The following is a 14,094-nucleotide window of genomic DNA, read 5'->3' as shown; positions in this document are numbered from 1 at the left end:
GGTGGGGTGTGGTGGCGGTCGCGCCCCCCCGCCGGGGGGGGGGGGGTGGGGGGGCCTCGCCTCCCCACGCCGGCGCGCCGGCCGCCCCCCGCGCCCCCCCCCCCCCCCCCCCCCCCCCCCCCGCCACGGGATTTACCGTACCTGTGACTTTCGATACGTTCTTCGTGTGACCCGTCGTGGGAGGATTCGGGGTGAATCCGCAGGGCGCGCGACGAAGCCATGACCAGGGCCACGTTCACCATCCTCTCGTTCGTCGTCATGTCCCTCATGACATCGGCCGTCCATGCGGCTGACGACGAAAGCCAGGTACGCGCCGCGGACAGCCGGTTCTGGCAGGCGTACAACGCCTGCGACATGAATGCGATGGGCGACCTGATCACCACCGACGTCGAGTTCTACCACGACAAGTCGGGACTCACGACCACTCGCCAGGGCTTGCTGGATTCCTTGCAGAAGGGTCCCTGCGCGGACCCGAAGATGCGCCTGCGCCGTGAGGCAGTGGATGAAACCATCACCTTTCATCCGCTCAAGGGCGGATTCGCCATCCTCTCTGGCCGTCACCGCTTCTATGTGGACGAAGCCGGAAAGCCCGAACGTCTGGACGGCCAGGCGGATTTCACCACGCTCTGGAAACAAACCGGCGGCACGTGGCGTATGCACCGCGTGCTCAGTTACGACCACGGTCCCGTGGCGTATGTCCCGCCGGCGCGAACCCTGACACTGCCGGCCACGGCGCTCGCCGCCTATGCGGGACGTTATCGTTCCGCTCGTATCGGCGACATCGTGGTCGCTGTCGATGGCGATCACCTGAAGCTCACGGCCGGTGCTTTCGTCGCCACGCTCTACCCGGAGTCGACCACGCGTTTCTTCGCGATGGAGAAGGACCTTCGCTTCGACTTCGAGAAAGGAGAGGGCGGCAAACCGGGAACCCTGGCGGTCTACGAGAACGGTGCCCTCGGCGAGCGGGCGCAACGTATCGATTAGTGGCACGGGAATGCCGTTGCCCGCCGACGCCGGAACGCGCGTCCGGGGCGCTCATTCATGAATTATCGATATGAGATCTTGCGGATTCGAGATCTACAAACCCGGCCCTGAATGACCTACGCTCGGCGAGCTAGCCCCGGCCGCCTGTCCAGGCAAACCCCAACAGCGCTGAGGACCGACCCATGGATCCGTCGAACGACTGGAAATTCACGCGCCGCGAAGTCCTGAAAATGGGAGCGGTCTCGGCAACGGCGCTCGCCGTTCCCGGACTCGTCGCCGCCCCCGCCGCCAAGGACGGCACGCGACCGCCCGTCACCGCCAAGGTCGCCATGGAGGTCAACGGCAAGGCGCAGGAGCTCGACCTGGATACACGGACGACCCTGCTCGACGCCTTGCGCGAGCACATGCATCTCACCGGTACGAAGAAGGGTTGCGACCACGGCCAGTGCGGCGCCTGCACCGTCATCGTCGATGGCCGCCGCATCAACAGTTGCCTCACCCTGGCGGTGATGCACCAGGGAGCGAAGGTCACCACGATCGAAGGCCTCGGTACGCCCGCGCGCCTTCATCCGATGCAGGCCGCCTTCATCAAGCACGACGGTTACCAGTGCGGCTACTGCACGCCGGGACAGATCTGTTCGGCCGTGGCGGTCCTCGACGAGATACGCGACGACATTCCCAGCCATGCCACGACCGACCTGACCGCCAGGGCCCGGATAAGTCCCTTGGAGTTGCGCGAACGGATGAGCGGCAACATCTGCCGCTGCGGCGCGTACTCCAATATCCAGGAAGCGATCGCCGAAGTGGCGGGGGTGAAGGCATGAAGCCGTTTACCTACGAGCGTGCCGCAACCCCGGCCGCCGCCGCGTCCGCGGCAGCGCGCGTTCCCGGAGCGAAGTTCATCGCGGGCGGAACGAATCTCCTCGACCTGATGAAGATCGGCATCGAGGAGCCGGCGCACCTGGTCGACGTCAACGGGCTGGACCTCGACAAGATCGAGCCGACCGACGAGGGCGGGCTGCGACTCGGCGCCATGGTCCGCAACACCGACCTCGCCGCCGACGCGAGGATCAGGCGGGACTATCCCTTGCTCTCGCGAGCCTTGCTCGCCGGTGCCTCCGGCCAGTTGCGCAACAAGGCCACCACGGGTGGCAACCTGCTCCAACGCACGCGTTGCCCGTACTTCTACGACACCAACCAGGCCTGCAACAAGCGCTTGCCAGGCAGCGGCTGCGCGGCGATCGGCGGCTTCAGCCGGCAGCACGCGATCGTGGGGGCGAGCAAGTCGTGCATCGCCGTGCACCCGAGCGACATGGCCGTGGCCATGCGTGCGCTCGATGCCACGGTGGAAACCGTGCGTCCGGATGGCAGCACGCGCCGCATCCCCATCGCGGACTTCCATACCTTGCCTGGCAACACGCCGCACATCGAAAACGTGCTGGTGCCGGGCGAGCTGATCACCGCCGTCACCTTGCCCAGGCCCGTCGGCGGCACGCAGCTCTATCACAAGGTGCGCGACCGCGCGTCCTATGCGTTCGCCCTGGTGTCGGTAGCCATGATCGTGCAGTCCGATGGCAGTGGCCGCGTGGCGCTCGGTGGCGTGGCGCACAAACCATGGCGGGTGGAGGCGGCGGAAGCCGAACTCCCGAAGGGAGCCAAGGCCGTTGCGACCCGGTTGCTCGCCGGCGCGCAGCCGACCGAAGGCAATGCCTTCAAGGTCACCTTGGTCGAACGGACCATCGCGGCGGGCCTCGCCGAAGCGAAGGAGACGAAGGCATGAAATTCGACACTCCCGCCACCACCAATCCGATCGATCGCCTGAAGGTCGTCGGCCAGCCCGTGGACCGCATCGACGGGCCGTTCAAGATCACGGGCACCGCGCATTACGCGTACGAACAGCACGAAGCCGTTCCCCATCACGCCTATGGCTATGTGGTCGGCTCGTCCATCGCCAAGGGCCGCATCGTCTCGATCGACCTCACCCGTGCGCAGCGCGCACCCGGCGTGCTGGCGATCGTCACCGCGAAGACGGCGGGCAAACTGGGCAAGGGCAAGTTCAATACGGCGAACTTGCTCGGCGGCCCGGAAATCGAACACTACCACCAGGCCGTCGCGGTGGTGGTCGCGGAAACCTTCGAGCAGGCACGCGCCGCGGCACAGCTCGTGCGCGTGGATTACGCCCGCACTCCCGGCAAATTCGACCTCGCCGCGGCGAAGGACACCGCTACGAAACCGGAACGAGGAAAATCGGATACGGCGGTGGGCGACTTCGCCGCGGGCTACGCGGCCTCGGCGGTGAAGCTCGATGCCATGTACACCACGCCGGACCACTCGCACGCGATGATGGAACCGCATGCCACCATCGCGGCATGGGAAGGCGACAAGCTCACCTTGTGGACGTCGAACCAGATGATCGACTGGGGGCGGGGCGATGTCGCGCTCACGCTGGGCATTCCGAAGGAGAACGTACGGCTCGTTTCGCCGTACATCGGCGGCGGCTTCGGCGGCAAGCTCTTCGTCCGCTCCGACGCATTGCTTGCCGCACTCGGCGCACGGGCCGCCAGACGTCCCGTGGCGGTGGCCTTGCCGCGTCCTTTCATGATCAACAATACGACGCACCGCCCCGCGACGATCCAGCGAATCCGTATCGGTGCCTCGAAAGACGGGAAGATCCAGGCCATCGGCCACGAGAGCTGGTCGGGCGACCTTCCGGGCGGCGATCCGGAAACGGCGGTGCAACAGACGCGGCTGCTCTATGCCGGCGCCGACCGCATGACGGCCACCCGCCTTGCCGTGCTCGATCTTCCCGAAGGCAACGCCATGCGTGCGCCAGGCGAAGCATCGGGATTGATGGCGCTCGAGATCGCGATCGACGAGATGGCCGAGAAGCTCGGCATGGATCCGATCGAGTTCCGGGTCCTCAACGACACCCAGGTCGATCCGGAAAAGCCCGACCGTCCGTTCTCGCAACGCCGGCTGGTCGAATGCCTGCGCACGGGGGCGAAACGCTTCGGCTGGGAACGCCGCGCGCCGCGTCCCGCGACGACACGTGACGGGCGCTGGCTCGTGGGCATGGGCGTGGCGGCCGCGTTTCGTAACAACCTCGTGATGAAGTCCGGTGCCCGCGTGCGCCTGGATCGCAACGGGCGCGTCATCGTGGAAACCGACATGACCGACATCGGCACGGGCAGCTACACGATCATCGCGCAGACCGCCGCCGAGATGATGGGCCTGCCGCTGGATCGCATCGACGTACGCCTTGGCGATTCGACGTTTCCCGTTTCGTCCGGTTCGGGCGGGCAGTGGGGTGGCAACAGCTCGACGGCGGGTGTCTACGCCGCATGCGTGAAATTGCGCCAGGCCATCGCCCGGAAATTGGGACTGGACCCTGATGCGGCCAATTTCGAGGACGGCAAGGTGGGCGCGGGCGGGCGCAGCGTGCCGATCGCGCAGGCCGCGGCGGACGGCGAGGTGGTCGCCGAGGACAGCATGGAATACGGCGACCTGAGCAAGCGCTACCAGCAATCGACCTTCGGCGCGCACTTCGTCGAAGCGCGCGTCGACGCGGCCACGGGAGAGATCCGCATCGACCGCATGCTGGCGGTCTGCGCCGCCGGACGCATCCTCAATCCGAAGTCGGCACGCAGCCAGGTGATCGGGGCGATGACGATGGGCGTCGGCGCGGCACTGATGGAAGAACTCGTGGTGGACCGGCGCCTGGGCTTCTTCGTCAACCACGACCTCGCCGGATACGAAGTGCCCGTGCATGCCGACATCCCGCACCAGGACGTGATCTTCCTCGACGAGACCGATCCCATGTCTTCGCCGATGAAGGCCAAGGGCGTGGGTGAATTGGGCATATGCGGGGTCGCGGCGGCCGTCGCCAACGCGGTGTACAACGCCACCGGCGTGCGCGTGCGCGACTATCCGGTGACCCTGGACAAGTTCCTCGACACGTTGCCGCCCGTGGCCTGACCCGGGCGGCGATCAGGCATCGGTGCCTTCGCTGCCCACGCCGTGGTGCACGAGGAACAGGCGGTCGGGATCGTAACGACGCTTCGCCTTGGCGAGGCGCGTGTAGTTGCCGCCCCAGAAGGCGCGTTGCCAGTCCTGCTGGAAATAGTCGCTTTCCGAAACATACGAGCCGGCGCCGGGAACCGTCTTCAAGAGACGCGCGTATGCCGCCTTGACCCTGGCCGCGCCGTCTTTCGCCCGTGCTTCATCCACGTGCGCGCCCGGCAGTCCTTCATAAGCGGGATCGCCGCTGTTGCCGATGATCGCGAGGGCGAAGGCGTCGAGCATGGCGGGATTCGTCGCCGTGTCACGGCTCGCGGCGATGGCTTCCGGCGGAGCGCCGAAAAGACCTTTATTGAAGTGCAGGCCCACGTCCATCCGGCTCGCGGCATCGCATATCGCCGCCGCCAGCGCCTCGCGTTCGCCATCGCCAAGGAAACGCGAGGGCATCCACGCCGACGCATAGCCATGGATGTACCAACCCACCTGCCCCTGATCGCCTTTCCAGAGGATGTGGTCGCGCGGCGCGCCCTCGCGCGCGTCGGCGACGACCACGTCAGGTGCATGCTCGCGGAAGAAGTCCGCGTCCCAGTAGTGGCGCGCCGGCATGGCGAGCACCTGGAGCGGTTTGCGGAACGAGTACGCCGGGCGTTGCTTCACCCAGTCGATGAAGGGTGCCCAGGCGGCCTCGGCGGCCGCGCGGTCCAGGCCCTGGAACACCATCGCCACGGACATCCTGCGTTGGTCCCGGAAACCGATCTGCTCGCCCCAGTGCGGGTTGCACAAGGCATCGCGATAGAAGCGCAAGGCTTCCGACGCCAGCGCACGATAGGCTTCCTCGGAATCGGCCTGGATCTCGCCGAACACCGCGCCGACGGTGTCCGGCAAGTCGTGGGTGCGCAAGGTCAGGCGCGTGACGATACCGACGCAACCACCGCCGCCACCCTTGAGGGCCCAGAAGAGTTCCGGTTCGCGGTGAGCGTTCACGACGCGTATCTCGCCGTCGGCGGTGACCACCTCGGCTTCCAGCAGGTTCGACGCGGCGGTGCCGAAACGCTTGGAGAAGCTGCCGAATCCTCCGCCGGTCACGAGTCCCGCGACGCCGACGGTGGTGCAGCCGCCACCCTGGACATAGCGGCCACCCCGGGTGGTCACCTCGCCATAGGCGTCGATCCACATGGCCCCGGCGCCCACGTCGACCGCAGGCACGGGGCGTGTACCCGGCGCCGCGCCGCTGGGGATGAAGGCATCGTGCATCTCCACGCGGTTCATCCTTCGTGTCCAGACCAGCAGCGAGTCGGCGGCGCAGGAGGTGCCCTGGTAGCTGTGGCCACCGCCTTTCACGACCAGGCGGACGCCGTGCTTGCGGGCGAATTTCACGGCGGCGGCGATGTCCTCCGCACTCTCGGCAGTCAGGGCATAAGCGCTCGGCCGGGACATCCAGGCCCCGAAGTAGCCGCTGGTCTGGGTCAATGCCACCTGGTCGCCGATGTAGAAGGGGTTCGCCAGCTGGGCGAGCGCTTCGGCGCGGGTGGCCGCATCGCCGAGGAAAGGAGAGCGGGGCACGGACAAGCGACCGCCCACCTCTCGGTTCAACGCCTGCCATTGCGCCGGGGTGGGCCAGCCCGCCGAACCCGGGCGCACGCGCGTGGCCGCGCGCGTCGCGGTGAAAGCGTCCAGCTTCAGGGCATAGGGAAGCAGCGGCAGGACCAAGGCGGTCTTGAGCAGGGTGCGTCGATCCATGGAAGAAGCCTCGTGGAGGACGCACGGGCGTCCGTTAGGGTGGACGGAGCTTTGCACCGTGCTGAGCGCGTGTCGCCCGTGAAGTGAGGAAAACAGCGGGTCAAGGGACGAAAGGCGGGCCTGCGGTGATGAACGGCGAGCTATAATCACGCGGCACCTGTCGCCCGCGAGCTTCCCCGTGCCTGCCTGGACCGACCGCCGTATCCTCGACCTCCTGTCGATCGACCAGCCCCTGCTGCTGGCGCCGATGGCGGGGTCCGGCCTGTCCGCGCTGGCTATCGCCGTGGCGCGGGCCGGTGGGCTCGGCGCCATCCCGTGTTCCTCGATCAGCGTGGAGAAGGCGACCGCCGAGGTCGAGGCGTACCGTGCCGCGGTACGCGCGCCGATCAACCTCAACTTCTTCGCGCACCGGTCCGTCACGCCGGATGCCGATGCCATGGCGCGCTGGCTGGCGCGGCTCGCTCCCTACTACGACGAGTTCGGGGTCGACGCGAGCGACCTGCCCGCCGCAGGTGGCCGCGCGCCGTTCGACGATGCCATGTGCGCCATGGTCGAGGCGTTGCGCCCGGAAGTGGTGAGCTTCCACTTCGGCCTGCCGGAGGAACCCCTGTTAGCGCGCGTGAAGGCCATCGGTTCGGTGGTGTTTTCCTCGGCGACCACGGTGGCCGAGGGTCGCTGGCTGGAACAGCGCGGTTGCGACGCGGTCATCGCGCAGGGCTACGAGGCCGGCGGCCATCGCGGCAACTTCCTCACCGATGACATGTCGGCCCAGCCGGGCACCATGGCCCTCGTACCGCAACTGGTCGACGCCTTGACCATTCCCGTGATCGCGGCCGGTGGCATCGCCGACGGGCGTGGCATGGCGGCGGCGCTGTGCCTGGGTGCCTCGGCCGTGCAGGTAGGCAGCGCCTTCCTGCTTTCGGACGAGTCGACCAGCGTGGATGTGCATCGCCAGGCGCTCCGTTCGGCACGCGACGACAACACGGCGATCACCAATGTGCTCACCGGACGGCCCGCGCGCGGCGTGATCAACCGGATCATGCGGGAAGTGGGCCCCTTGTCCGACGATGCCTTGCCGTTCCCGCTGGCGGGTGGACCGCTGACGCCGTTACGCAAGATCGCCGAAGCGCGCGGCAACGGCGATTTCCAGCCGCTGTGGGCGGGGCAATCCGCAGCCATGGCCCGAGAGGTCTCGGCGACCGCGATCGCGGCGGACATGGTCGAAAGCGCGGCGCAGCTGCTCCGCCTCTGAGCGGCTCAGGCCTTCTGGCCGTGCTGCAGCAACCACAGCTTCACGTACTTTCGCCGCACGTATTCCACGCGGAGCAGGGCATAGACGATGCCGCGCCAACCGTCGAGGAACCCCGCGCGCAACACGTAGCCACGAAAGAATCGCCACATCGGGCTCACCACGATCTGGGCGAGCGTGGCACGCTTGCCCGCGGCGAATTCCTCGGTGGCCATCATGTGCGCGTAGCGCTCCTGCTTGGCCATCAGCTCCGAAAGCGAGCGATACGGGTAATGGTCGAGGAAGCCGGGCAACATCCGTACCTCGCCGTCGACGCTCACCGACTCGTGGATCTCTCGCGGGCCACGCCAGCCGCCCTGGCGGCGATCGAACAGGCGCAAGACCTTGTCCGCGCCCGCATTGCCGTGGAGCATGAAGCGGCCGAAGAAATCGTTGCGGCGATAGAAGCGAAAGCCCGCCGCGCCGCGAAATCCCTCGTCACACGCTTGCTCGATCACGGCCCTCAGTTCGGGCCCGACGCGTTCGTCCGCATCGAGGCAGAGCACCCAGTCGTTCGTGGCCTGGGCCACCGCGAACGCCTTCTGGCTGCGGAAACCGTCGAACGGCCGTGAGATCACCCGTGCCCCGGCATTTCGCGCGATGGCGACGGTGTCGTCGGTGGAACCGCCATCGACCACGACCAGGTCGTCGCAGAACGGCGCAGCCGACGCCAGGCAGTCCCCGATGCGATCGGCCTCGTTCTGGGTGATCACGCAAAGGGAAATGGGGCGTCGGGTCATCGGGGTGCGGTGTCGGGTATCGAGCCGTCATAATGCCACGTCGTCCAGCGTGGAGTGCCGCCCTTGAGCGCGTGCCTGATGTTCGCCACCGAAACCTACGCGTTGCCGATCCTGCGTCCGCTGGCCGCGGCGGCGCAGGCTCGCGGCCAGGAAGTGGGCTGGGTGGTACCGGCGGCGGTGGCGGCGGAACTCGCGGCGGACGAACGCCGAGTGCGCAGCCTGCGTGAGGCGAGGGCGCTGCATCCGGAAGCCGTGTATTGCGCGGCCAACTGGGTTTCGCCCGCCTTGCCCGGGATCAAGGTGCAGGTGTTCCATGGCTTCAATGCGCAGAAGCGCGAGCCGGATCGGGGTCACTTCGCGATCCGCGGTTTCTTCGATCTCTATGTCACGCAGGGTCCGTCCACCACGCTGCCTTTCGAGGCGCTCGCGCGGGAACACGGCTACTTCGCGGTACGCGAAACGGGTTGGCCGAAGCTGGACCCGCTGTTCGGGCCCGCATCGGCAACGACGCTCGATATGCCCGCGGATGGTCGCCCCGTCGTCATGTATGCATCCACCTTCAGTCACCGCCTGAGTAGTGCACCCGCGATGGTCGAACCGCTGCGTGCCATGATCGCGCGTGGCGACCGGCAGTGGTTGCTCACCTTGCACCCGAAGTGCCCGGAGGAATTGTTCGCAGCCTATCGTGGCCTGGAAGCACCCAACGCGCGCTTCTTCACCTCGGAACGGCTCGTCGACATGGAGCGGGCGGCCGATGTGCTCGTTTGCGATACATCGTCGGTGGTGCATGAGTTCGCGGTCATGGGCAAGCCGGTGGTCACCATCGCCAACCGCGTGCCGCAGCCGTTCATGCTCGACGTGCCGACGCCGTCCGATGTCGATGCCGCGATCGACCGCGCGCTATCGCATCCGCCCGAACTGATGGCCGCCCTGCGTGCGCACGGCGATGACATCCACCCGTATCGCGACGGTCATTCCAGCGAACGCGTGCTCGACGCCACCGATGCGTTCCTGCGCGGCGACTTCGGCCCGTTGCGGCGGAAGCCTCTCAACCTGGTCCGGCGCTTCAAGGCGCTACGCGACATCGGCCACCTGCTCGACCTGCGCTGATCCACGAGCCAACCACCAGCCAGGCCCCCAACCAAGCCACAGGCAAGTCCCAACCAGCTCAACCAGCTCAACCAGCTCAACCAGCCCGAACAGCCCATCCGGCCCATCCGGCCCACCGGCCCTTGTGGGAGCCGACCTTGTCGGCGATCCCGCGGCAGCGGGCACCCCGCAGTAACTCCTCCCCTTGAAATTATCCCCATCATCCATAGAATTACAGCTGTAATTCAACTTCCTCCTGGTGCCCCGTGGCCGCCGTCGCCGACTCCGCCGTTCCCGTCAGGGCACGCAAGAACTCCTTGAAATTCATCGCCATGGGCGCAGCCGCGCTAGGCATCGCCCTCTACGGCGCGCACTGGTGGACCAGCGGGCGCTTCATCGAAACCACCGACGACGCCTACGTCGGCGGAGACATCACGGTGATAGGACCGAAGGTAGCGGGCTATATCCAGACCATCGCCGTCGCGGACAACCAGGTCGTGCACAAGGGTGACCTGCTGGTGAAGATAGACGACCGTGATTACCGCGCCGCCCTGGCGAAAGCCGAGGCGGCGGTGGCCGCGCAGGAGGCCGCGTTGCGCAACCTCGATGCCGTGTTCGAGTTGCAGCACAGCCATATCGCCGAAGCGCACGCGGGGCTCGCCGCCGCGCAGGCGGAGGCCACGCGATCGAAGCTGGACGATGAGCGCTATCGCCTTCTGGTCGGGCGTTCGGCCGTGTCGGTGGAAAGCGCGCAACGCGCGACGGCGACCTTCCAGACCGCCCATGCGGCAACCGCGAGTGCGTCGGCGGCGGTGCAGGCCGCGCAGCGGCAACTCGACGTGATCGACACGCAGAAGCGGCAGGTGGAAGCGTCACTGGCGCAGGCGCGCGCCGAAGCCGATATCGCACGGCTCAACCTGTCGTACACCGAACTGCGCGCGCCGGTGGACGGTGTGATCGGCAATCGTCGCGCCCGCGTCGGCGGCTATGCGGCCACGGGCAGCCAGATGCTGGTGGTGGTGCCTTCGCATGGCCTGTGGGTAGACGCCAACTTCAAGGAAGACCAGCTGGCCCGGATGCACGTGGGCCAGGAAGTCGAGGTGCGCGCGGACGTGCTGCCGGACAAGGGTTTCAAGGGTCATGTCACCAGTCTCGCTCCGGCCACGGGTGCCCAGTTCAGCGTGCTGCCGCCGGAAAACGCCACGGGAAACTTCACCAAGATCGTGCAGCGCGTGCCGGTGCGGGTGACCCTCGACGGCAGCGATGGCGACCTCGGTGTGCTGCGTCCCGGTTTATCCGTCACCGCGCGCATCGACACGAAGGCGCCATGAGCCCGGTCGCACACCTCACGCCGGGGCAGAAGATCTTCGCATTCGCCTCGATGTGCCTGGGCATGTTCATCGCGCTGCTGGATATTCAGATCGTCTCGGCGTCGTTGCGCGACATCGGCGGTGGCCTGTCCGCCGGAGCGGACGATACGGCCTGGGTACAGACCAGCTACCTGATCGCGGAAATCGTGGTGATTCCCTTGTCGGGATGGTTGAGCCGCGTGTTCTCCACGCGCTGGCTGTTCGCCGCGTCGGCCGCCGGTTTTACGCTGACCAGCCTGCTTTGCGGCATGGCCTGGGATATCCAGAGCATGATCTGGTTCCGCGCCGCGCAAGGTTTCCTTGGCGGTTCGATGATCCCCTTGGTGTTCACGACCGCGTTCGTGTTCTTCCAGGGCAAGCAACGCGTCATCGCCGCGGCCACCATCGGCGCGATCGCTTCCCTGGCGCCCACGCTCGGGCCCACGTTGGGTGGTTGGATCACGGACAACTATTCCTGGCACTGGCTGTTCTTCATCAACCTGCTGCCCGGCGCCTTCGTCACCATCGCCGTTCCCCTCCTGGTGAAGATCGACGATGCCGACCTCTCCCTTTTGAAGGCCGGCGACTGGATCGGCATCGCGCTGATCGCCACCTTCCTCGGTTGCCTCGAATACACGCTGGAAGAAGGGCCTCGCTGGAACTGGCTGGAAGACGACACGATCCGTGCCACGGCATGGGTCAGCCTCGCCGCGGGCGTGCTATTCGTCTGGCGCGGACTGACGGCGACACATCCCATCGTGGACCTGCGCGCGTTGCGCGAACGCAACTTCGCCCTTGGTTGTTTCTTTTCCTTCGTCACGGGCATCGGCCTGTTCGGCACGATCTACCTCACGCCGCTGTTCCTGGGACGCGTCGAGGGATACAGCGCCCTGCAGATAGGCAAGGCGGTGCTTTCGACCGGCGTCTTCCAGATCATGGCGATCCCCGTGTACGCGATGATGGCCAACCGCGTGGACCTGCGCTGGTTGCTGATGCTGGGGCTGGCGTTGTTCACGTTGTCGATGTTCGAGTTCACGCCGATCACGCACGACTGGAGCGCCACGGAACTGATGCTGCCGCAGGCCTTTCGCGGCCTCGGCCAGCAGTTCGCCGTGGCCCCCACCGTGACGCTCACGCTGGGCAGCCTTCCACCCGCGCGACTGAAACAGGCCTCCGGGCTCTTCAACCTCATGCGGAACCTGGGTGGAGCGATGGGCATCGCCGCCTGCGCGACCATCCTCAACGACCGAACCAACCTGCATTTCTATCGGCTCGCAGAGCACCTTACGCCGGCGAACGAGCCGATGAACCGTCTGTTCGACGGCGTGCAGCCCGACACCGAGGCGTACACCGTCGCGTTACGTTCGCTATGGCAGCTGACGTTCCGCGAAGCGCAGACGCTGACTTATAGCGACGCCTTTTTTTCCATCATGGTGTGCTTCGCGATCGCCACCGTGATGGTTCCCCTGATGCGCAAGGTGCAGGCGCCCCAGGCGCCTTCCGCCGACGCGCACTGATCCTTTCTTCGCAGAGGGACACGACCCATGCGTTATGAAAAAGACCACAAGGAGCGGACGCGCCAACGCATCGTCGACACCGCGTCGCGGCGATTCCGCGAACACGGTATCGAGGCCGAAGGCATGAAATCCCTGATGTCCGCCGCCGGCCTCACCAATGGCGCGTTCTACAACCATTTCGATTCGAAGGAAGACCTGACACGCGAGGCCGTGACCGCCGCGATGAACGAGCGCCTCGGCAGGCTGCGCCACTGGATCGATTCCGGAGAAGGCCTGGCGGGCATGATCCGCAGCTATTTCTCGGTACGCCACCGTGACCATCCCGGCACGGGCTGCCCCGTCGCCATCCTCTCCGCCGAAGTGGCCAGGCATTCCGACGTCGTGCGCAGCGCCTATACGGACGGTGTCACCGAATTCATCGAACTGATGGCTACGCAGTGGCCCTCCCTCCCACGCGCCGAAGCGCTCTCGCGTGCCACCGTCCTCTATGGCCTCATGGCAGGCACCATGCAGGTCGCCCGCGCCACCAACGACGATGCCCTCTCCGCGCGTGTCCTCGAAGGCGGCATGCACGCGGCCCTGGCCTTGGCGGACGCAAAGCACCGATAATGACGGCCAGCCCAATCTGGCCGCGATCATGCCGACTTCCACCGCCGAAAACGTCGGAGCCGCTTTCTCGCGTGAGAGCATGCTCGCCGCCCGCGAGCGTTCCTGGGCGGCTTTACGGGACATCGCCGTGCGCATCGTTCCCGGCATGAATGAAGCCGATGCCGCTGCGTTGGCGAAGGAACGCCTCGACGCCGCCGGCATGCAACGCATCTGGCATCCGAGCATCATTCGCTTCGGCGCGAACACGTTGAAGACCTTCCGGCAGCCTTCCGCGCCGGGCACGGTGCTCCAGGACAACGACATCTTCTTCATCGACCTCGGCCCTGTCTTCGATGGCCACGAAGGCGATGTGGGCGACACCTTCGTCGTCGGTGACGATGCCGATAGGCGCGCCTGCGCGGAGGCGGCCCGCGAACTCTTCGCTCGGACGGCGGCAAGGTGGCGCGAAGGCGTCACCGGCACGGCGTTGTATGCCCATGCGGAAGACGAGGCCGCGGCCATGGGCTGGCGCCTCAATCACGAGACCAAGGGGCACCGCGTCGGCGACTATCCGCACGCGGTGCACAAGGCGGGCCCGTTGGGCCAGTTCGATGCCGCGCCTGCGCCGGGTCTCTGGATCCTCGAGGTACAGATCGCCCATCCCTCCTTGCCCTTCGGCGCCTTCTTCGAAGACCTGCTGATGGCCTGACTGTCGCCGTGTGCTACCCAAGCGCACCGGCAAGACATGCCCGACGGCACTGTCCGGGGCGGGCGGGCATGTC

General features: G+C 66.7%; 12 protein-coding genes. 10 read left to right on the top strand and 2 right to left on the bottom strand.

The features are described from left to right. Positions 1-219: 219 nt before the first annotated feature. The 4 genes from ACR9ZJ_RS16005 to paoC all read left to right on the top strand — a co-directional run bounded on the left by ACR9ZJ_RS16005 (position 220) and on the right by paoC (position 4,959). Complete coding sequence (locus ACR9ZJ_RS16005; RefSeq protein WP_481288292.1) at positions 220-984, top strand: DUF4440 domain-containing protein; 765 nt, start codon at positions 220-222, stop codon at positions 982-984. 182 nt (positions 985-1,166) lie between these two features. Then, positions 1,167-1,808 carry an aldehyde dehydrogenase iron-sulfur subunit PaoA gene (gene paoA, locus ACR9ZJ_RS16000; RefSeq protein ID WP_481282003.1) on the top strand — a complete coding sequence of 214 codons (642 nt, stop codon included), beginning with the start codon at positions 1,167-1,169 and terminating at the stop codon, positions 1,806-1,808. Further along, positions 1,805-2,764 (top strand): FAD binding domain-containing protein, encoded by a 960-nt coding sequence (locus ACR9ZJ_RS15995; RefSeq protein ID WP_481288291.1) that lies wholly within the window; start codon positions 1,805-1,807, stop codon positions 2,762-2,764. Before paoA ends, ACR9ZJ_RS15995 begins: the two co-directional genes overlap by 4 nt. Further along, positions 2,761-4,959 (top strand): aldehyde oxidoreductase molybdenum-binding subunit PaoC, encoded by a 2,199-nt coding sequence (gene paoC, locus ACR9ZJ_RS15990; protein ID WP_481288290.1) that lies wholly within the window; start codon positions 2,761-2,763, stop codon positions 4,957-4,959. Before ACR9ZJ_RS15995 ends, paoC begins: the two co-directional genes overlap by 4 nt. 12 nt (positions 4,960-4,971) lie before the next feature. Here paoC and ACR9ZJ_RS15985 read toward each other — a convergent pair whose 3' ends face one another. Continuing rightward, positions 4,972-6,741, bottom strand: a complete 1,770-nt coding sequence (locus ACR9ZJ_RS15985; RefSeq protein ID WP_481288289.1) for an FAD-dependent oxidoreductase — start codon at positions 6,739-6,741, stop codon at positions 4,972-4,974. Between the two features lie 178 nt (positions 6,742-6,919). Between ACR9ZJ_RS15985 and ACR9ZJ_RS15980 the strand changes: the two genes are divergently transcribed. Then, complete coding sequence (locus ACR9ZJ_RS15980) at positions 6,920-7,993, top strand: NAD(P)H-dependent flavin oxidoreductase (protein WP_481288288.1); 1,074 nt, start codon at positions 6,920-6,922, stop codon at positions 7,991-7,993. Between the two features lie 5 nt (positions 7,994-7,998). Here the strand turns inward: ACR9ZJ_RS15980 and ACR9ZJ_RS15975 are convergent, their stop codons facing one another. Continuing rightward, positions 7,999-8,769 carry a glycosyltransferase family 2 protein gene (locus ACR9ZJ_RS15975; protein ID WP_481288287.1) on the bottom strand — a complete coding sequence of 257 codons (771 nt, stop codon included), beginning with the start codon at positions 8,767-8,769 and terminating at the stop codon, positions 7,999-8,001. A 78-nt stretch (positions 8,770-8,847) separates the two neighbouring features. Between ACR9ZJ_RS15975 and ACR9ZJ_RS15970 the strand changes: the two genes are divergently transcribed. From ACR9ZJ_RS15970 to ACR9ZJ_RS15950, 5 genes are all read left to right on the top strand, one after another. Next, on the top strand, positions 8,848-9,879 hold the full coding sequence (locus tag ACR9ZJ_RS15970; protein ID WP_481288293.1) for a CDP-glycerol glycerophosphotransferase family protein: 1,032 nt from the start codon (positions 8,848-8,850) through the stop codon (positions 9,877-9,879). 245 nt (positions 9,880-10,124) lie between these two features. Further along, on the top strand, positions 10,125-11,189 hold the full coding sequence (locus ACR9ZJ_RS15965; protein WP_481288286.1) for an HlyD family secretion protein: 1,065 nt from the start codon (positions 10,125-10,127) through the stop codon (positions 11,187-11,189). Next, a complete protein-coding gene (locus ACR9ZJ_RS15960) occupies positions 11,186-12,724 on the top strand; it encodes a DHA2 family efflux MFS transporter permease subunit (protein ID WP_481288285.1) in 1,539 nt (512 codons plus the stop codon). The genes ACR9ZJ_RS15965 and ACR9ZJ_RS15960 overlap by 4 nt, the downstream gene beginning before the upstream one ends. A 27-nt stretch (positions 12,725-12,751) precedes the next feature. Then, a complete protein-coding gene (locus tag ACR9ZJ_RS15955; protein WP_481288284.1) occupies positions 12,752-13,333 on the top strand; it encodes a TetR/AcrR family transcriptional regulator in 582 nt (193 codons plus the stop codon). Between the two features lie 28 nt (positions 13,334-13,361). Next, positions 13,362-14,021, top strand: a complete 660-nt coding sequence (locus tag ACR9ZJ_RS15950; protein WP_481288283.1) for a M24 family metallopeptidase — start codon at positions 13,362-13,364, stop codon at positions 14,019-14,021. Positions 14,022-14,094 lie beyond the last annotated feature (73 nt).

It is taken from the genome of Luteibacter sp. KNZ12-1A, from assembly GCF_056755675.1.
The sequence above is the reverse complement of the archived record's forward strand: the minus strand, read 5'-3'. Positions and strand labels throughout refer to the sequence as shown.